This window comes from Cobetia sp. cqz5-12 (genome assembly GCF_016495405.1).
In the GTDB taxonomy this organism is placed as follows: Bacteria; Pseudomonadota; Gammaproteobacteria; order Pseudomonadales; family Halomonadaceae; genus Cobetia.
In genome coordinates this window covers 779,254-798,453 of the sequence record NZ_CP044522.1, presented here as the reverse complement: position 1 = coordinate 798,453, position 19,200 = coordinate 779,254, and the positions used below count along the sequence as shown (strand labels likewise).

Annotated in this window: 14 protein-coding genes; 4 read left to right on the top strand and 10 right to left on the bottom strand. The window is 64.4% G+C overall.

Translation table 11 applies throughout. The annotated features are described in order from the left end of the window. Positions 1-40: 40 nt before the first annotated feature. The 7 genes from tldD to F8A90_RS03345 form a co-directional block, all read right to left on the bottom strand. Positions 41-1,501: a metalloprotease TldD gene (tldD, locus tag F8A90_RS03375; RefSeq protein WP_166019164.1), complete on the bottom strand. Its 1,461-nt coding sequence runs from the start codon at positions 1,499-1,501 to the stop codon at positions 41-43. Then, positions 1,498-5,793 (bottom strand): YhdP family phospholipid transporter, encoded by a 4,296-nt coding sequence (locus F8A90_RS03370; RefSeq protein ID WP_200018986.1) that lies wholly within the window; start codon positions 5,791-5,793, stop codon positions 1,498-1,500. Before F8A90_RS03370 ends, tldD begins: the two co-directional genes overlap by 4 nt. Positions 5,794-5,873: 80 nt before the next feature. Beyond that, on the bottom strand, positions 5,874-7,337 hold the full coding sequence (gene rng / locus F8A90_RS03365; RefSeq protein ID WP_200018984.1) for a ribonuclease G: 1,464 nt from the start codon (positions 7,335-7,337) through the stop codon (positions 5,874-5,876). 184 nt (positions 7,338-7,521) lie between these two features. Continuing rightward, a complete protein-coding gene (locus F8A90_RS03360) occupies positions 7,522-8,130 on the bottom strand; it encodes a Maf family protein (protein WP_233593427.1) in 609 nt (202 codons plus the stop codon). A 282-nt stretch (positions 8,131-8,412) separates the two neighbouring features. After that, positions 8,413-8,895, bottom strand: coding sequence for a rod shape-determining protein MreD (mreD, locus tag F8A90_RS03355; protein ID WP_043332574.1), 483 nt, complete (start codon positions 8,893-8,895; stop codon positions 8,413-8,415). Then, positions 8,895-9,872 carry a rod shape-determining protein MreC gene (mreC, locus tag F8A90_RS03350; RefSeq protein ID WP_267906763.1) on the bottom strand — a complete coding sequence of 326 codons (978 nt, stop codon included), beginning with the start codon at positions 9,870-9,872 and terminating at the stop codon, positions 8,895-8,897. Before mreC ends, mreD begins: the two co-directional genes overlap by 1 nt. 64 nt (positions 9,873-9,936) lie before the next feature. Continuing rightward, entirely contained in the window at positions 9,937-10,974 is a 1,038-nt protein-coding gene (locus tag F8A90_RS03345; RefSeq protein WP_043332576.1) for a rod shape-determining protein, read from the bottom strand. 329 nt (positions 10,975-11,303) lie between these two features. Here F8A90_RS03345 and gatC point away from each other — a divergent pair, with 329 nt between their 5' ends. The 4 genes from gatC (at position 11,304) to F8A90_RS03325 (ending at position 15,333) form a co-directional block, all read left to right on the top strand. After that, positions 11,304-11,591: an Asp-tRNA(Asn)/Glu-tRNA(Gln) amidotransferase subunit GatC gene (gene gatC / locus F8A90_RS03340; protein ID WP_166019161.1), complete on the top strand. Its 288-nt coding sequence runs from the start codon at positions 11,304-11,306 to the stop codon at positions 11,589-11,591. 130 nt (positions 11,592-11,721) lie between these two features. Further along, complete coding sequence (gene gatA / locus F8A90_RS03335) at positions 11,722-13,200, top strand: Asp-tRNA(Asn)/Glu-tRNA(Gln) amidotransferase subunit GatA (protein WP_200018980.1); 1,479 nt, start codon at positions 11,722-11,724, stop codon at positions 13,198-13,200. Then, complete coding sequence (gene gatB / locus F8A90_RS03330) at positions 13,200-14,654, top strand: Asp-tRNA(Asn)/Glu-tRNA(Gln) amidotransferase subunit GatB (protein WP_200018978.1); 1,455 nt, start codon at positions 13,200-13,202, stop codon at positions 14,652-14,654. The genes gatA and gatB overlap by 1 nt, the downstream gene beginning before the upstream one ends. Before the next feature lie 127 nt (positions 14,655-14,781). Then, positions 14,782-15,333: a cupin domain-containing protein gene (locus F8A90_RS03325; RefSeq protein ID WP_166019158.1), complete on the top strand. Its 552-nt coding sequence runs from the start codon at positions 14,782-14,784 to the stop codon at positions 15,331-15,333. A gap of 81 nt (positions 15,334-15,414) precedes the next feature. Here the strand turns inward: F8A90_RS03325 and F8A90_RS03320 are convergent, their stop codons facing one another. Genes F8A90_RS03320 through F8A90_RS03310 form a run of 3 tightly spaced genes read right to left on the bottom strand, consistent with a single transcriptional unit; the run spans position 15,415 to position 19,168 of the window. Continuing rightward, positions 15,415-16,911 (bottom strand): aldehyde dehydrogenase, encoded by a 1,497-nt coding sequence (locus tag F8A90_RS03320; protein WP_200018976.1) that lies wholly within the window; start codon positions 16,909-16,911, stop codon positions 15,415-15,417. A 2-nt stretch (positions 16,912-16,913) separates the two neighbouring features. Beyond that, the gene (locus F8A90_RS03315; RefSeq protein ID WP_200018974.1) at positions 16,914-18,377 is read right to left on the bottom strand and encodes an aspartate aminotransferase family protein; all 1,464 of its coding nucleotides are present in this window, start codon (positions 18,375-18,377) and stop codon (positions 16,914-16,916) included. Positions 18,378-18,379: 2 nt separating this feature from the next. After that, positions 18,380-19,168: a gamma-glutamyl-gamma-aminobutyrate hydrolase family protein gene (locus F8A90_RS03310; protein ID WP_200018971.1), complete on the bottom strand. Its 789-nt coding sequence runs from the start codon at positions 19,166-19,168 to the stop codon at positions 18,380-18,382. Positions 19,169-19,200 lie beyond the last annotated feature (32 nt).

The window sequence follows — 19,200 nt, the reverse complement described above, 5'->3', positions numbered from 1 at the left end:
GCGTCGTCATGTCTGTTCTCTGCTGATCAGTCCCACCGGCTCACGACTGGGTGCCGCCGACCGTCAGCTCATCGAGCTTCAACGTCGGCTGACCGACACCGACGGGCACGGACTGGCCGTCCTTGCCACACACGCCGACACCTGTGTCGAGCTCCAGGTCATTGCCGATCATCGAGACGCGGCCCATGGCTTCCGGCCCGTTGCCGATCAGGGTCGCGCCCTTGACTGGCGTGGTCACCTTGCCGTCTTCGATCAGATAGGCCTCGCTTGCGGAGAACACGAAGCGCCCGGAGGTGATGTCGACCTGGCCACCGCCGAAGCTGACCGCGTAGAGGCCACGCTTGACGCTCTTGATGATCTCCTGCGGATCGCGATCGCCACCCAGCATGTAGGTATTGGTCATGCGCGGCATCGGCAGGTGTGCGAAGGACTCACGACGCGCATTGCCCGTCGGCGCCATGCCCATCAGGCGGGCATTGAGCTTGTCCTGCATGTAGCCGGTGAGGATGCCGTCCTCGATCAACGGCGTGTACTGCCCCGGGGTGCCTTCGTCATCGACGGACAGCGAGCCACGGCGATCGGCCAGGGTCGCATCATCGACCACGGTGACGCCGCGCGCCGCGACCTGCTCACCCATGCGGCCCGAGAAGGCAGAACTGCCCTTGCGGTTGAAGTCACCTTCCAGACCATGACCGACTGCCTCGTGCAGCAGCACACCCGGCCAGCCATTGCCCAGCACCACCGGCATCTGACCGGCCGGCGCATCGATGGCCTCGAGATTGACCAGCGCCTGACGCACGGCTTCACGCGCGTAACGCTCGGCGACATTCTCATCGCGCAGACGGGTCAGCGGGAAACGACCACCGCCACCGGCACTGCCACGCTCGCGTCGGCCATTGCGCACCGCGATGACGCTGATGTTGAAACGCACCAGCGGACGCAGGTCTGCAGCGAGGGTGCCGTCACTGGCACGCACCATCACCACCTCGTAGAGCGCCGACAGCGAGGCCGATACCTGACTGATGGACGGGTCAAGGCTGCGCGCGATGCGATCCGCTTCCTTGAGCATCGCGACCTTGTCCTCAGCGCTCAGGCCATTCAGCGGGTCGATGCCCGCGTAGAAGGACGGGGCCTCGGTGATGATCGAGCGCGCGACCGTACCGCTACTGCCGCTGCGCGAGATACCCGCCGCAGTACGGCCGGTGTCGGCAAGCGCGGCGGCATCGATCTGATTGGAGTACGCGAAGCCGGTCTTCTCGCCCGCCAGTGAGCGTACGCCCACGCCACCGTCGATGTTGTAGCTGGCGTCCTTGACTACGCCGTCTTCCAGCACCCAGCTCTCCTGCCAGATACGCTGGAAGTAGAGATCGGCATAGTCGGTGCCCGGGCCCATGGCATGTGCCAGGCCAGCATCCAGATCATCCAGGCTGAGCCCGCCCGGGGTCAGCAACAGGGCCGCGGCATCGTCGAGCACGCGACCGGAACTCGCATTTTGCGTCATTCGGCACTTTCCAGAGTAATGTTCGGGTCGCCCCAGGGGCCTGACACCCGATAGTGAATTTGCGTCACCTTGTCGATGAAGCGGCCGAAGATCTTGTCGGCCACGAACAGCGCCCCGCCCACGGCGGGCGCGCCTGCCAGCACGGCGGCCAGCGGAAGGTTCTGGCTGACCGGCACCGTGATGGCCATGCGTTGATCAAGGGTACCGCGAAGCAGATCGACCTGCCCGTTGAGTGTCACGGTGGTGGACGGCGCCTCGATACGCAAGGGGCCATCGCTTTCCAGCCGTCCATCGAAGAGGGTCGCTGCACCGCGCACCTTGTCGAAGGCCGTCCCCTTGTCGGTGACGTCAGAGAAGTCCAGCGACAGGCGGCGCAGCAGATTATCCACATTGACCAGCCCCAGCAGACGGGCAGAGGTCGAGCCCAGATTCAGGAAGCGTCCGTCGTCCAGCTTGACCTCGACACGACCATTGGAGCGCGACAGGGCAAAGTCCTGCGGCGCGCCGGGCCAGGCCAGCTTGACCTCGGCCCGGGCGCGGTCCGCCTCGATGCCGCGCGGCTGGGAGAGACGCTCGAGCAACCCGCCCAGGTCACTGCCATCGGCGGACAGACGAGCGCGCGTCAGACTGTTGGCGCCGGCGTCCTCCCAGGTGATGCTGCCTACCGCGGTGATCTTGCCCAGCGTGATGGAGAGCGGCAATACCACCAGCTGCTGACTATCGGCGGTCCAGTCCGCACTGATCGGCCCCAGCTGCTGATCGCGCCAGATGAGATGTGCCAGACGCAGACTGCCCGCGGGCAAGTCGGCCAGCTCGGCGGGATACGGCGTCGGCTCGATACCGACATCGATAGCCTCGGTAAAGTTGCTTGGCGCACTGGCGGTCTGCGTCTCCTGCTCGGCATCCGCGGGCCACAGGGCATCGAGATTCAGGGTATCCAGGTCCAGAATCAGCGGCCGCGCGGCACCTGACTGCCACACCAGCTCGCCACTGGCGAGCTGACCATCCAGCGTCGCGGCCAGACCCAGCCCTTGCTGCTGCGAGCTCTGCCGCGGCGCGGCCTCGAGCGTCATCGGCCCCGTACACCGGGACTGGATCATCAGGCAATCGGTAGCAACGCGCAGGCGTGACAAGGCACGCAGGGGATCGCTCTGCTCAGCATCGCCGCCCTCATCACTCGCGCCACCTTCACCGGAGAGCGCTCCCGCCCACGGCTTCCAGAGTTCGGGGGCGAGGGTCGGCGTGCGCCAGGCGATGTCCCAGCCCGTCTGGGTGGGCCACTGCGGGTCGCTCGGCCAACGCTCCAGCCACAACTGCCCCGTCATCGGCACCGTGCTGCCATCGTCGCGCGTATTGCCGCCTTTCCAGCGGGCGCGGGCGCGATTGTCGAGGCGAACATCACCACCCCCCTGCGCGAGCCCGATATCCACCGCCAGTGGAGCCGCCTGATCGCGCGTCTTGCCAAAGGGCGCCGGCAGATTGATGGCGACGCCCTTGAGGTCACTCGAGAGCGCCAGGCTGGCGCCGTCATCCGGCAGCATCAGGCGCGCCTGGTAGTTGAACTCGCCGCCCAGCGCGCGCGGGGTCTCGCCGTCCTGCAAGGCGGCGCGGGTGTTCTCGGCGGCATCGCCGATCAGGTGTTCGGGCGCACCCAGCCAGCCCAGCACCGGCGCCAATGGCGCCTTGCCGTCGAAGGTGATCGCGCCCTTGCTGTTTGAGTCTGCCTGCCCGATGTTGAGCGCCGCCTTGACCGCACCGCCGAACAGCTTGCCGGAGAGATTGCCGGTCAGCTGCTCACGGCGCCCCTCGGGACGAGAGGGGTCATGCACGAATTCGAGCGGCCCGCGAATGTCATCAACGTCGATGCCCGGCCCCGGGAAGGCCAGCGTCGCCGCCTGGCGCTCGCCGACCTTGCCCGCCGCCGTGATGCGTGTCTGCTCGGCGTCCTCCAGGGGCACGTGGATGTCCATTGTCGCATCCACCGAGCCCTTGCCCTGCCATTCGGCGATCAGCGCTGCGGTGTCCTCGAGCGGCGCATGCGAGAGCAGATCGAACAACGCCTCGACGCTACCGGTCACGTCACCTTGAATCTTCAAGGTATTGTCCTGCATGTCGACATCGGCCTGACGCACCGACAGAGGTGCTGCATTGCCCAGCGCCGTGGCCGGCTGAGAGTGCGCTGCCGCGACCGTGGCACTCAGCGTATTGTCGTGCAGCGCGAGGTTGCCCTTCACGCCCTCCAGCGCAGGCCAGCCCTCAGCGTAACCGAGTCGCCCATCCTCGATGGTCAGCTCAAGGTCCATCGAATCGCCGGGGCCATAGCCATCCTCGCCATTGTCGTCATCCCACACCTGGGTGAGGTGCAGGCTGCCCTCGGGGACCTGCCCCGCGACATCACGCGTCAACCACTCGCTCAGCGCCGGGTCCAGCACCTTCATCGGCAACCAGGAGGCCAGCGGAATGCTGCGAGCATTCACGTCGCGCATCTCGAGATCCAGCTGGAAGCGATCATGATCCTGAGCGGGAATCTGCAGGCCGAAGCCGCCCGTCACATCGGCACCAGCGCGCTGGATATGCAGGTCATGCCCCGAGACACTGCTGCCACTGTCATCGACCTTGACCTCGACCACTCCGTCGGCGGCCTCGAGCTGCCAGCCGTCGCCGAAGACGTCGGGGAAGTGAAAGCGCATGCCCGGGTCACCACGAAACGCGATCCGGCTCGTGATACCGCCCTCATCAAGACTCTGCGCGGTGACCCAGGCGGCCAGGGGGCCGAGACCCGGAGCGCCCTGCCAGGGTTCCACCTCGGCGCCGGTCAGGCCGAGCGCCAGTTTCATGCTCAGCGGGGCCTCGAGTCCGATACCGGCCAGCGACAGGGAAAGTCCGGTGGCCGTGCCACGCGGATCGAGAGACTCGAGCACATCCCCAAGCTCGCCGAGCGCCAGCACATTGCGCCAGCGCGCCACCTTCTCCAGATCGAAACTACTGGTGACCAGCGACACGCTGCCATCGGCGAGGTCCCCCGACAGCGAAATACGCTCGGGCAGGCTGGCGAGCGCCGCGGAGACTTCTGACGATGGCGCCGCTTGTGGCGCCTGGACGTCACTATCTGCCACCGAAGCGTCGGTCGCCGGGGTGCCGGCCACCGGAGTGCCGGCCACCGGATCGCCGGCCGCCGGGGCGTCATCGAGTTGCGAGGCGCCAACCGATATCTGATTGAGCCAGGCCTGCCAGCGATCACTGCCCGCCAGGTCGCGCAGCCACTGGCCACGCGCATGAATGTCCTTGAGCGCCAGCTGGGCGCCATGGTGATCCAGCGTCAGGCGATTGAGGTCGAGACGCAGACGAGCATCTTCCAGTCGCGCTTCACGCCAACGCGCCCACAAGGTCGCGTTGCCATCGGCGTCGCGCAGCATCAGGCTGTCGCGCTCGCCCATCAGACGCCCGACACTCGCCAACGCACCGGCGTCCAGCTCCACCTGCAGCTGGGCCGAGTAGTCGGCGAGGCCGTCGTCTCCCGGCAGCACCTCCAGCACGGCGCTGACACCGGCCTGGGGCGATTCTCCGACACGCAACTGGCCCTCCAGATGCGCGCGGTCTCCTTCTCCCGACAGCAACAGCTCGGCGGCATTCAGGTTGAGGGTATCGTTGCGACCATGCAGCACCAGACGCACGTCCTCGAGTCGCACACGCTGGCGCGCCAGCAGCGCCAGCCCTTGCTCCATCTGCGCAAGACTCATCTGCCCTTCGGGTTCGAGCGCTTCGGGAGGACGCGGCGGCCCCGGCCAGCCCCAGCTGCCATCCTCGCGCTGGTACAGGTGCACGATGACGCCGGTGGCGGTGGCGCGATCGAAGACAGGCGCCAGATGGCGCAGGGAGGAAAGCACATCGAGACGGGTTTCCAGATGGGACACGCTCAATAGCGGAGCCGCCTGCATCTCGTTGGGACGAAAGAGGTTCAGACCGGACAGCTTGATGGCCGGATCAAGGTGATCCATGCGGCCCTCAAGCGATGTCATTCCCACGTTGGAATGGGTCTGGGTGGCAATGAAGTCACTGATGGACTCACTGCGCGACTCCAGCGTGGTCAACCACCAGCGCAGGCCCCCGATCAGGATGGCCAGCAACGCCAGCAGCACCGCGAGCACCATCAGCAGCCCGCGCCCCCACCGCCGTCCACGCGAGGGTGGCGGTGGGGACGAAGCTGACGAAGACGGGGCGTCATCGACGCCCTCCTGCACCACCTCTTGCGAGGTAGAACGTGCCGCCTCTTGTGAGGTAGAACGGGTCACTGATGGTTCTCCGAACAGGACAGTCTCACGATGTGGATAACGCGACTCCCGGCATCATCGCAGGCGCGGCAGCTGACAGATCACATGAGCACAATATCGTATTGCTCCTGGGTGTAATGCGCCTCGACCTGGAAGCGGATGGTCTTGCCGATGAAGCTCTCGAGGTCCGCCACGGCCGCGGATTCCTCGTCCAGCAGGCGATCGACCACGTTCTGTGAGGCCAGCACCATGTAGGTGTCCGGGCTGTAGGCGCGCTCTTCGCGCATGATCTCGCGGAAGATCTCGTAGCAGACCGTCTCCGGCGTCTTGAGGGTGCCGCGCCCCTGACAGGTCGGGCAGGCCTCGCACAGTACCTGCTCCAGACTTTCGCGCGTGCGCTTGCGCGTCAGCTGCACCAGGCCCAGCTCGGTCACGCCGGTCATCTTGTTCTTGGCGTGATCACGCTCCAGCGACTTCTCGAGCACCCTGAGCACCTGGCGCTGGTGCTCGGTCTCTTCCATGTCGATGAAGTCGATGATGATGATGCCGCCGAGATTGCGCAGCCGCAGCTGGCGCGCGATGGCGGTCGCCGCCTCGAGATTGGTCTTGAAGATGGTCTCTTCGAGGTTGCGATGACCGACGAACCCCCCGGTGTTGACGTCGATGGTGGTCATCGCCTCGGTCTGGTCGATCACCAGATAGCCGCCACTCTTGAGCTGCACCTTGCGGCCCATCGCCTTGTGCAGCTCATCCTCGACACTGAACAGATCGAAGATCGGTCGCTCGCCGGGGTAATACTCGATGCGCCCTTCCATGTCGGGCATGAACTCGCTGGCGAATTCCTTGAGCCGGATGAAGTTCTCGCGCGAGTCGATGCGCACGCGCTCGATCTCGTCACGCATCACGTCGCGCAGCGTGCGCATGAACAGTGGCAGATCATCATAGATCACGCTGGGCACGGCGGCGGTCAGGCGACGCTCGCTGACCTTGCGCCACAGCCGCAGCAGGAAGTGCATGTCCTGCTTGAGCTCGGCCTCGCTGATGCCTTCGGCCGCCGTGCGCAGAATGAAGCCACCGGGCGCTTGTGGATCCAGCGCCGTCAGGCACTGCTCGGTGAGCTCCTTGAGGCGGTCACGCTCGGCATCGCTCTCGATGCGCTGCGACACGCCGGTATGCGGCGAGTCCGGCATGTAGACCAGATAGCGTGACGGCACCGACAGATGCGTGGTCAGCCGGGCGCCCTTGGTGCCGATGGGATCCTTGGTGACCTGCACCACCAGTGGCTGGCCTTCGCTGAGCAGCTCGCGGATGGAGAGCTGCTCATCATGCGGCGTGTGCGCCGGCATGACTTCCTGGGCATGGATGAAGGCCGCCCGTTCGAGACCGATATCGATGAAGGCCGCCTGCATGCCGGGCAACACTCTCACCACCTTGCCACGGTAGATGTTGCCGACGATGCCGCGTCGCCCGCTGCGTTCGATGAAGGCTTCCTGCAGGACACCGTTCTCGACCACCGCCACGCGGGTCTCCATCGGTGTCAGGTTGATCAATACCTCGCCGCTCATAGCGCAAGTCCTTGTAAAGTCGTTGCTTGCGATTATGACATAGCAAGGGAGCCCCCGGCTGTGATCTATCGACTAAGGATTTCCTGCAACGGGTATTTTGTGCCACGCACATGAGCGATCGTCTTTCGCGAGGACGCTGGAGCGCTGATTCGATACCCGACTGACGCAGTGAAGATCATCTCCATCAGAGCGATTGCCACGGCTGAACGCCCGCCTTGCTCAAGAGCTGTGCGGTCTCATGCAGCGGCAGCCCGACGACGGCGCTGTAACTGCCTTCGAGATGGCTGACGAAGACGGCGCCGAGCCCCTGGATGGCGTAGCCACCCGCCTTGTCGGCAGGCTCACCGGTCGCCCAGTAGCGTGCGGCCTCCTCCGGGGTGATGGTGCAAAAGGTCACGCGGCTCTCGACCAGCTCGCTCTCGCAGCGCATGTCGCGCCCGGCCTCACCATGGCACAGCGCCACGCCACTGAGCACCTGATGGCTACGCCCCGAGAGGCTGAGCAGCATCTCGCGCGCGTCCAACTCGTCACGCGGCTTGCCGAGAATGCGTCCATCCAGTGCCAGCGCGGTATCCGCGCCGAGCACTCGCCGCCCCGTTGTCTGGACTGCCGTCCGCTGCGCCAGAGCCGCGAACCCGGCCTGCGCCTTCTCCCGCGCCAGACGCAGCACGTAATGCTCCGGCGACTCATTGGCCTGCGGCGTCTCATCGATATCCACCGGTGCCACCTCACAGTGGATGCCGATACTGGCCAGCAGGTCGCGTCGACGCGGCGACCCCGAGGCCAGAATCAATTCCGCATGAGCTACGTCCTGTTGATCTGAGCCCTGTTCATCAAAGCCTTGGGATATCACTTTGCGCTGCGTCGCGGCGTCAGAGTGCGCAAAGAGTGAGGAAGTGGTGCTTTCGGTGTCAGGTGTGGATGGCCTGGAAGCGGATGACCTTGAACTGGATGACATGGAAGACCTCACGGAGAAACATGGCTGACAGATATTGATGGCTGACAAGTACCAGAAAGCCGCCCGTAGGCGGCTTTTGGAAGCTCACAAGAAGTGCTAGCGATGTGCGAGTGGCACTCAGGCTGCGACCCGCCGACGCAGCATCTGCAGCAGGGTATAGAGCCACGGCCACAGCGCGCCGCCGATGACCGCCGAGAGCAGGAACGACAGGCTGACAGGGCCGGCACCGAACAGACTGCGCAGCCATTGATCCAGCAACTGTGCGATGCCCAGCACCACGATCACCAGCAATGCCTGCTGCAGCAGTGAATAGGCGCGAATGCGCTGATAGAGCAGCACGCCCATGAAGGCCGTCAACGACAGCACCAGGGCGTTATGCCCCAGCGGTGCGCCCTGCAGGACATCCAGCGCCAGCCCGAACAAGAAGCCGTGGAAGACACCGACACTCTGTGGCGAGACGATGCACCAGTAGACCAGCATCAGGCCCAGCCACTGGGGCCGCCAGATCAGCCACACATCCGGCAATGGCATGACCTGCAGGCACAGCGCCAGCAGCAGCGAGAACCAGCACAGCAAGGTGGTCTGGGGACGAAAGGCCATCAGTTGTTCTCCCCGGCAGCATCGGTGGGTGCCTGGGCATCAGACGCACCCTCGGCGGAGCCTTGTGCGGCGTCGTCACCCTCGGGCCTGGGCGCCGCCAGGTTGTCACGCGGCAACTCATCGAGGCTGTCATCGACATACAGGTTGTCGGTGTCCACCGGCGGCGGCATCTGGATCAGGAAGTTGCGCGAGCGCTCCAGCTGCGCGATGGGCTCGGCACTGACACGGGCAAACGGCTTGCCGGGATCATGATAGACCTCGGTGACACGTGCCACCGGCAGGCCGCGCGGAAAGCGCAGCGCCAGTCCGGAAGTCACCAGCAGATCACCCACGCGAATGTCGGCAGTGTCCGGCACATGCAGCACATCGACCTGATCGATCTTGCCACTGCCCTGGGCGATGAAACGCAGGCCATTGCGATTGATCTCCACCGGCACGGCGTGGCTGGCATCACTGATCATCAGCACGCGACTGTTGTAGGCCGAGGTGGAGATGACCTGCCCGACGAGGCCATAGGCATCGAGCACCGGCAAGCCGATGCGCACGCCATCCTGCTCGCCGCGGTCCACCACCATGCGGTGGGAGAACGGGTCAGCATCGAGGGTCAGCAACTGGGAGGTGATATAGGGGATGTCGCTACGCTGCCCGGCATTGAGCAATTCGCGCAGACGCGTATTCTCGGAAGTCAGGCTCGCCATGCGTTGCACACGGCTGGACAGATTGAGCAGCTGTTCGCGCAGCGCGCGATTCTCGTCGGCCAGCTCCTGCTGGTCGGCAAACACCAGTGCCCCCCAGCTGATGCCTTCCGTCGGCAAGCTGACGACCCACTGCACGGGCGATACCAGCGTCGCCATGCTGGCGCGCACATCGACCATCCAGCTGAAGCGATCTTCGGCAAACATCAGCGCGAGTGACAGCACCGCGCACAACAGCATGCGGTAACCGGGCACGGGGCCACGCGTGAACAGGGGTTTGATAGCACTTCCTCCGACAGGCCGGGACCAGCCGTACAGCACACAGCATGCCCGGCCCCGGACGAGGTCAATCGCTCGACAGCAGCTCGAAGGTGTGCTGATCGATCATTTCCAGCGCCTTGCCACCACCACGCGCCACGCAGGTCAGCGGGTCTTCGGCGATGATCACCGGCAGGCCCGTCTCTTCCGCGATCAGCTTGTCGATGTCACGCAGCAGCGCACCACCACCGGTCAGCACCAGGCCGCGCTCGGCGATGTCGGAGGCCAGCTCCGGCGGAGACTGCTCGAGCGCGCTCTTGACCACCGAGACGATGGCCGCCAGCGGCTCCTGCAGCGCATCGAGGATCTCGTGGGAGTTGAGCGTGAAGGAACGCGGAATGCCTTCTGCCAGGTTGCGGCCGCGCACGTCGATCTCGCGCAGCTCGCCGCCCGGATAGGCACAACCAATCTCTTCCTTGATGCGCTCGGCCGTCGCCTCACCGATCAGGCTGCCGTAGTGGCGACGCACATAGGAGGTGATGGCTTCGTCGAAGCGGTCACCGCCGATACGCACGGATTCGGAATAGACCACGCCATTGAGCGAGATGATGGCGATTTCAGTGGTACCACCACCGATATCGACCACCATGGAGCCCATCGCTTCTTCCACCGGCAGGCCCGCACCGATCGCGGCAGCCATCGGCTCCTCGATCAGGTAGACCTCACGCGCGCCGGCCCCTTCGGCCGATTCCTTGATGGCGCGACGCTCGACCTGGGTCGACATGCACGGCACACACACCAGCACACGGGGGCTGGGTGTCAGGAAGGTGCTCTGATGCACCTTGCGGATGAAATGCTGGAGCATCTGTTCGGTAACGGTGAAGTCGGCGATGACGCCGTCCTTCATCGGACGGATGGCCGTGATATTGCCGGGGGTACGCCCCAGCATGCGCTTGGCATCGGCACCGACGGCCGCCACACTGCGGGCATTCCCGGACTGGCGAATGGCCACGACTGAGGGCTCGTCGAGCACGATACCGCGACCGCGCACATAAATAAGCGTGTTGGCAGTACCCAGATCGATCGACAGATCGCTCGAGAACAGCCCACGTAAACGTTTAAACATGGAAGTTGATCACCTAGTCCAGACCGGAACCCTGTGCAGACGCGAACGGTACCATTGCCACCCCATGGCGGCAAGCTGACACGCCTGCCAGAGCGACGCAGATGTGGTACATTTCACGCCGAATCACACTGTAACGGCGCATTCGGCGACAGATTGCTCCATCGCTGCAAAGCGCGCTGTTTTACAGGGTAACGGGCATCGGGTTTGCCGGGACACCACAATTTTCGAATTCGGCTTTTCGCGCACGTCGCGCCAGCCCAGTTCCGCGTGGCCGTCTCCGACTCCTGCCGTCACCTCAAGCCTCTCGAAGCCAAGACAGGGAAACTTCAATGGCCCTTGAACATTCAGATGTGCTGCGTGCCGCTCACCTCGCACGCCTGGGTCTTGCCTCGCAGGATGCCGAAGCCTACGTCGAGGATCTCAACCGGATTCTCGCCATGGTCGACCAGCTGCAACAGGTCGATACCGACGGCGTCGCACCGCTGGCGCACCCGCTGGAAGCCACGCAACGCCTGCGCGCGGACGAAGTCACCGAATCGAATCAGCGCGAGCGTTTTCAGCAGGTGGCCCCGGCCACAGAGCAGGGTCTGTATCTGGTTCCGCGCGTCGTCGAGTGATCTCGCCTGGCGGGTCGCTCACGCATCGTGATCGGCTGCCATCGGATACCACGTCACGCGGCACGCCCCGTCCGCCCCGGAATTTCTGCGGACGATGCCCGGCGCATCGTCTGCACTGATGGAATCGAACATGTCATCGTCCATTGCACTACATGACAAGACGCTCAGTGAGCTGGCGCAAGGCCTGGAGGCCGGCGAATACACCAGCCGCGAGCTGACGGAAGCCTTCCTGGCCCGTATCGAACGCCTCGACGGCGAGCTCAACAGCTACATCACCCTGTGCCGCGAAGACGCGCTGCGTGATGCGGATGCCGCCGATGCACGCCGTGCCGCTGGCAATGCCGCCACGCTGACCGGCGTGCCGATGGCCATCAAGGACATCTTCTGCACCGAAGGTGTGCGCACCAGCTGCGGCTCGAAGATGCTCGACAACTTCGTCTCGCCCTACGACGCCACCGTGATCGAGAAGCTCAAGGCCGAAGGCGTGGTGATACTCGGCAAGACCAACCTCGATGAGTTCGCGATGGGCTCCTCGAACGAGAACAGCCACTACGGTGCCGTCAAGAACCCGTGGGACCTGTCCGCCGTCCCGGGCGGCAGCTCCGGCGGCAGTGCCGCCGCCGTCGCGGCAGGCCTTGCGCCGGCCGCACTCGGCACCGACACCGGCGGTTCCATCCGCCAGCCGGCCGCCTTCTGTGGCATCACCGGCCTCAAGCCGACCTATGGTCGCGTCTCGCGCTACGGCATGATCGCCTATGCCTCCAGTCTCGATCAGGGCGGCCCGATGGCTCGCTCCGCCGAGGACTGCGCGCGCCTGATGAACGTGATCGCCGGCGCCGATCCGCGCGACTCCACCAGCGTGGTGCGCGGCGTGCCGGATTACGTCGAAGGACTGGACTACAACCTCAAGGGCCTGAAGATCGGCCTGCCGAAGGAATACTTCGGCGAAGGCCTGTCCGAGGAAGTCGAAGCTTCCGTACGTGCCGCGATCAAGGTCTTCGAGGATGCCGGTGCCAGCGTGCAGGAAATCTCGCTGCCGCATACCCACCTGGCCATCCCGACCTACTACGTGATCGCGCCGGCCGAGGCCTCCTCCAACCTGTCACGTTACGACGGCGTGCGCTTCGGCCATCGCTGCAAGGACCCGCAGGACCTGGAAGACCTCTACAAGCGCACGCGGGAAGAAGGCTTCGGCGATGAGGTGAAGCGTCGCATCATCATCGGCACGCACACCCTGTCCGAAGGCTTCTTCGATGCCTACTACATCAAGGCCCAGAAGGTGCGTCGCCTGATCCGCCAGGACTTCCTCGATGCCTTCGACCAGGTCGATGTGTTGATGGGCCCGGCGGCACCGACTCCGGCGTTCGATCTCGGCGCGCACAAGGACCCGCTGTCCATGTACCTGCAGGATCTCTACACCATCGCCATCAACCTGGCGGGCATTCCGGGCATCAGCGTGCCGGCCGGCCTGGCAGGCAAGCGCCCGGTGGGTCTGCAGATCCTCGGCCCGCACTTCGGTGAGCAGACCCTGCTGGGCGTCGCGCACCAGTTCCAGCAACTCACCGACTGGCACCGCCAGCGCCCGGAATTCGGACAGGAGCAAGCCTGATGCAATGGGAAGTCGTAATCGGGCTTGAGGTTCACGCTCAGCTCGCCACCCAGTCAAAGATCTTCTCCGGCTCGTCCACCACCTACGGTGCCGAGCCCAACACCCAGGCCAGCGCGGTCGATCTCGGCCTGCCGGGCACCCTGCCGGTGCTCAACGAGCAGGCCGTGGCCATGGCCGTGCGCTTCGGTCTCGCCGTCAATGCCGCCGTGGCCGGCCGTTCGGTGTTCGAGCGCAAGAACTACTTCTATCCGGACCTGCCCAAGGGCTACCAGACCAGCCAGATGGACCAGCCCATCGTCGGCCCGGGGGAACTCGAGATCCTGCTCGAGGATGGCACGCGCAAGTCGATCCGCATCCACCATGCCCACCTCGAGGAAGACGCCGGCAAGTCGCTGCACGAAGACTTCCAGGGCATGACCGGTATCGACCTCAACCGCGCCGGCACGCCGCTGCTGGAAATCGTCTCCGAGCCGGACATGCGCTCCGCCAAGGAAGCGGTGGCCTACGTCAAGGCGATCCACGCCATCGTGACGTATCTCGGCATCTCCGACGGCAACATGGCCGAAGGCTCGCTGCGTTGCGACGTCAACGTCTCGGTACGCCCCAAGGGCCAGGAAGCCTTCGGCACCCGCGCCGAGATCAAGAACGTCAACTCCTTCCGCTTCATCGAGCGCGCCATCCACTTCGAGGTGGAGCGTCAGATCGAGCTGATCGAGGACGGCGGCAAGGTGGTACAGGAAACCCGCCTGTACGACCCGGACGCCGACGAGACGCGCAGCATGCGCACCAAGGAAGAAGCCAACGACTACCGCTACTTCCCGTGCCCGGACCTGCTGCCGGTGGAAGTCGACGAGGCTTACATCGAACACCTGCGCCAGACCCTGCCGGAACTGCCGGCCGAGAAGCGCGCCCGTTTCGAGAGCGAACTGGGCCTGTCCGCCTATGATGCCAGCGTGCTGTCCGCCAGCCGCGAGATGGCCGACTTCTTCGAGGAAGTGAAGGATGTCTGCGGCGATGCCAAGCAGGCTGCCAACTGGGTGCAGGGCGAGCTGACCGGCCGTCTCAACAAGGAAAACCTCGACATCAACGTCAGCCCGGTTTCCGCGGCCCAGCTGGGTGGCCTGATCAAGCGCATCGTCGATGAGACCATCAACGGCAAGGCCGCCAAGCAGGTGTTCGCCGCACTGTGGGATGGCGAAGGCGAGAGCGCCGACGAGATCATCGAATCACGCGGCCTCAAGCAGGTCACTGACAGCGGCGCCATCGAAGCCGTGGTCGATCAGGTGATCGCCGACAACCCGGCTCAGGTGACCCAGTATCAGGAAGCCGAGCCGGACAAGCGCGGCAAGATGATCGGCTTCTTCGTCGGTCAGGTGATGAAGGCCTCACGCGGCACCGCCAACCCGCAACAGGTCAACAAGGTGCTGAAGGACAAGCTGGACAGCCTCAGCTGAGCCAGTCGTTCCCGAGCCATCCTGTCGCTGCATGCAACGGCCAGTCACGGAGACCCCGGGACTGGCCGTTGTCGGTCAACGACGGCAGCCAACTCCAGTCAATCGTCGCTTCGCAAAGGAAGTTCTGATGGCAGATGATGTCGGTGCACGCCTGCGGGCGCTGCGAACCCTGCGTGGTATCTCGCAACGCGAGCTGGCCAAGCGCTGTGGTGTGACCCACTCCAGCCTGTCGCTGATCGAACAGGGCAAGGTCAGCCCGTCGGTGAGCTCACTGTCGAAGATTCTCGCCGCCATTCCCATGAGCGTCGGCGACTTCTTCACCATGGAGCTCGAGAACACCGGCAAGGTCTTCTACGACGCGGATGAACTCACCAATGTCGGTAGCGGTGAGGTGATCTTCAAGCTGGTGGGCGCCAAGCGTCGTGACCGCGCCCTGTCCTTCATGATCGAGACCTACCCGCCGATCAGTGATACCGGCCGCGAGATGATCACTCACCAGGGTGAAGAGGCCGGAGTGATCATCGAGGGCGAGATCGAGATCACCATCGGCGGCGACACGCGAGTATTGAAGGCAGGCGAAGCCTACTACTTCGATACCAACGTGCCGCATCGCTTCCGCAACATCGGTGATGTCGAGTGTCGTCTGGTCAGCTGCGCGACGCCTGCCCGCATGTTCTAGTTCATGCGACAGACAGAAACAAAGAGGCCACGCGATCGCGTGGCCTCTTTGTCTTTCAGGAGCTTCATCACGAGTGATGAATCAGCTCAGCTCGATCCAGACACTCTTGAGCTGGGTATATTCCGCCAGCGAGTGATGCGACTTGTCGCGCCCGTTGCCGGACTGCTTCACTCCGCCGAAGGGCATGGTCTGGTCGCCCCCCGCCCAGTTGTTGACGAAGACCTGACCGGATTCGAGTCGACGCGTCACGCGCATGATGCGGTCGATGTCCCGACTCCACACCCCTGCCGCCAGTCCGAAATCACTGTCATTGGCCAACTCAAGCGCCTCGTCTTCGGTCTCGAAGCCGAACACGGACAGCACCGGCCCGAAGATTTCCTCACAGCCGATCGCCATCTCGGGCGTGACGCCATCGAAGACCACCGGACGGATGAAGAGCCCGGGGCCGTCGACTTCCTCACCGCCGACGCGCAATGCCGCGCCCTCCTCGACGCCCTGACGGATATAGCCCATCACGCGCTCGTACTGGATTCTGTCGACCATTGCGCCCATGAAGCTTGCCGGGTCCAGCGGGTCGCCGGGCTGCATGCGTTCGGCGGCGGCCACCACCCTGGCCACGAAGGCATCGCGGATCGAGTTCTCCACCAGCAGACGGGAGCCCGCGATACAGACCTCGCCCTGGTTGTAGAAGATGGCGGCCGCGGCGCTCTCGGCGACGCGATCCAGATTGGCGCAATCGGCGAAGACGATGTTGGGACTCTTGCCGCCACACTCCAGAAAGACCCGCTTCAGATTCGACTGCCCGGCATACTGCATCAGCTGCTTGCCGACGGCGGTGGAGCCGGTGAAGGCCAGGCATTCGACGTCCATCGACAGCGCTAGCGCACGTCCGACGGTATGCCCGAAGCCCGGCAGCACCTGGAAGACTCCCTTCGGAATGCCGGCCTCGCGAGCCAGCGCCGCCAGACGCAGCGCCGACAGCGGTGATTTCTCCGACGGTTTGAGGATGACGCTGTTGCCCGCTGCCAGCGCCGGGGCGATCTTCCACGCCGTCATCATCAGCGGAAAGTTCCATGGCACGATGGAGGCCACCACGCCCAGCGGTTCGCGCAGCACCATGCCCAGCGCCTGCTCGCCTGTCGGGGCCACTTCACCGTACAGCTTGTCGATGGATTCGGCCTGATGGCGGATCGAGCCGATCGCCCCGGCCATGTCATTCAGCGCGCTGGTGACCGGCTTGCCCATGTCGAGGCTATCCAGCAATGCCAGCTCATCCTGATGGGCTTCCATCAGCGCGGCCAGCCTGAGCATCACGCCCTTGCGCTCGACAGGTGCCATGCGCGACCAGACTCCGCGCTTGAAGGCGGCACGCGCATGGCGAATGGCGATCTCGGCATCGGCGCTGTCACAGCTGGCGACCATCGCCAGCCGCTCTCCGGTGGCAGGATTGAGGCTCTCGAAGGTCTCACCACTGACCGCCGGCACGAATTCGTCATTGATGAAGGCATTGCCTTCCAGCTGTGCGGTCACACGGGCGGCTAGTGCCTGCCAATCGGACAATGTCTGGGGACGGCTCATTTTCAGGATTCCGAAGTCAGGGAAGAAGAGTGCTGCGACAGAAGAGAGGAGGAGGTTGCTGAAGGAGCAGCACCATGACCGCCAGTCGCCAGCTGACGCGCCGTTTCATCCAGTGCCGCGCGTGCCAGACTGACCAGTGCATCAATCTGTTCATGCGTGATCACCAGCGGTGGCGAGATGATCATGGTGTCGCCCACCGAACGCATCACCAGGCCGGTCTCGAAGCAGATATCGCGACACAGGTTGCCGACCGCCAGGGATGCCTCGAAACGCTCGCCACTGACCTTGTCCGCCACCAGCTCCAGCGCCCCCATCAGGCCCAGAGAACGCGCCTCGCCGACCAGCGGGTGGTCCGCAAGCGTTGCCCAGCGGCTGGCCAGATACGGCCCCAGGTCATCACGCACGCGGGTGACAATATCCTCGCGCTGCATGATCTCGAGGGTCTTGAGCGCCACGGCGGCACACACGGGATGACCGGAGTAGGTGAAGCCGTGGAAGAATTCGCCGCCCTCCTCGATCAAGGTCTCGGCGACGCGGTCCCCCACCAGTACGCCACCGATCGGCAGGTAGCCGGACGACAGGCCCTTGGCGATGGGCATCAGATCAGGCTTCAGGTCGTAATGCTGACTGCCGAACCATTCCCCGAGACGACCGAAGCCACAGATGACCTCATCCACCACCAGCAGGATGTCATATTTCGCCAGCACCGCCTTGATCGCTGGCCAGTAGCTGTCCGGCGGCATGATGGCACCACCGGCGCCCTGCACGGGCTCCGCCAGGAAGGCGGCCACGTTGTCTGGGCCCAGTTCCTGAATACGTGTATCCAGCGCTTCGGCACACAGTCGCCCGAAATCGTCTCGGCTGCGTGTTTCAAGTTCCGGGGTTTCACGGCCTTCCGCGAACCAGTAAGGCTGGCGGATATGCGTGATGCCGGGCACGCAGGGGCCACCCTGGGCATGCATCGGCGCCATGCCACCCAGGCTCATGCCCGCGACGGTCGAGCCGTGATAGCCATTCTCGCGTGCGATGATCCACTGCTTTTCCGGCTGGCCCTTGAGCGCCCAGAACCGCCTGACCATGCGCAGCATGCTGTCATTGGCCTCAGAGCCGGAACCGGTGAAGAAGACGTGGTTGATGTGCTCCGGCGCGAGACGACACAGCTCGGCTGCCAATTCGATCGCCGGCGGATGAGCGGTCTTGAAGAAGGTGTTGTAGTACGGCAGTTGCGTCATCTGCTGGCTGGCCGCTGCGACCAGCTCTGGTTGATCATAACCGAGGTTCACGCACCACAGTCCTGCCATGCCATCCAGAATCCGCTGACCATCGGCGTCCTCGATATAGACACCGCTGCCACCGGTGATGATACGACTGCCCTGTTCACCCAGCTGCTTGAAGTCGGTGAAGGGATGCAGATGGTGTCGCGTATCCAGCGCCTGGAGGCGTGCGCCATTCTCATTGGCCGACATCTTCACGCCTCCTCGCGACAGGTGGGGCGAACCCTCGACACGCTGCTTTCAGCCTTCTCGCGACAGGCCGAGGCAAAGCCCTCCAGCAGCGCCTCATAGAGCGGATGCTCACGGGGCTTCCACTCGGGGTGCCACTGCACGGCCAGCGTGAAGGCCCGAGCTTCGCTGCTCGAGATCGCCTCGACCAGGCCATCCGGTGCAACGGCTTCGACCCGCAGGCCATCGCCGAGACGTGCGATACCCTGCTGATGCAGCGAATTGACCTGCGCCCCGGAGTCGGGATACAGCGCTGCCAGCACGCCATCCGGTGCAATGCTGATCGGATGGCAAGGAGCATACTGTGTGTCCTGGTCGCCACTGGGCTCGCGATGGTCCATCAGGCTCGGCACCGTCTGGACGGCCTGATGCAGACTGCCGCCGAAGACCACGTTCAACTCCTGGAAACCGCGACAGATCCCCAGCAACGGCAGCTGCAACTCGAGAGCCAATGGCACCCAGGACATCACCGCCGCATCACGCGCCAGATCCTCGTAGGTATTCTCCGGCGCGACGGCCTCACCGTAGCGAGAGGGATGCATGTTGGAGTAGCTGCCGGTCAGCAGCAGTCCATCCATCCGTGCCAGCAAGGCTCGGGCCGACGCCTCCTCGATATCCTCCCACACCGGGATGATCACCGGTTCGAGACCGAATTCACGCAGGGCACTGACGTACTTGTCCGTCACCATGTGCGCCGGATGACCTTCAATCGTGCGACGACAGGCGATGACGCCAACCAGAGGGCGGGGTGTCATGGAGTCTCCTTTCCGACAGGTGGCATGAGCAA

Bases quoted from the DNA above. Each gene is read 5' to 3' on its own strand.
- tldD (WP_166019164.1), bottom strand. From the start codon at position 1,501: ATGACGCAAAATGCGAGTTCCGGTCGCGTGCTCGACGATGCCGCGGCC.
- rng (WP_200018984.1), bottom strand. From the start codon at position 7,337: ATGAGCGGCGAGGTATTGATCAACCTGACACCGATGGAGACCCGCGTG.
- mreD (WP_043332574.1), bottom strand. From the start codon at position 8,895: ATGGCCTTTCGTCCCCAGACCACCTTGCTGTGCTGGTTCTCGCTGCTG.
- F8A90_RS03345 (WP_043332576.1), bottom strand. From the start codon at position 10,974: ATGTTTAAACGTTTACGTGGGCTGTTCTCGAGCGATCTGTCGATCGAT.
- gatC (WP_166019161.1), top strand. From the start codon at position 11,304: ATGGCCCTTGAACATTCAGATGTGCTGCGTGCCGCTCACCTCGCACGC.
- gatA (WP_200018980.1), top strand. From the start codon at position 11,722: ATGTCATCGTCCATTGCACTACATGACAAGACGCTCAGTGAGCTGGCG.
- gatB (WP_200018978.1), top strand. From the start codon at position 13,200: ATGCAATGGGAAGTCGTAATCGGGCTTGAGGTTCACGCTCAGCTCGCC.
- F8A90_RS03325 (WP_166019158.1), top strand. From the start codon at position 14,782: ATGGCAGATGATGTCGGTGCACGCCTGCGGGCGCTGCGAACCCTGCGT.
- F8A90_RS03320 (WP_200018976.1), bottom strand. From the start codon at position 16,911: ATGAGCCGTCCCCAGACATTGTCCGATTGGCAGGCACTAGCCGCCCGT.
- F8A90_RS03315 (WP_200018974.1), bottom strand. From the start codon at position 18,377: ATGTCGGCCAATGAGAATGGCGCACGCCTCCAGGCGCTGGATACGCGA.
- F8A90_RS03310 (WP_200018971.1), bottom strand. From the start codon at position 19,168: ATGACACCCCGCCCTCTGGTTGGCGTCATCGCCTGTCGTCGCACGATT.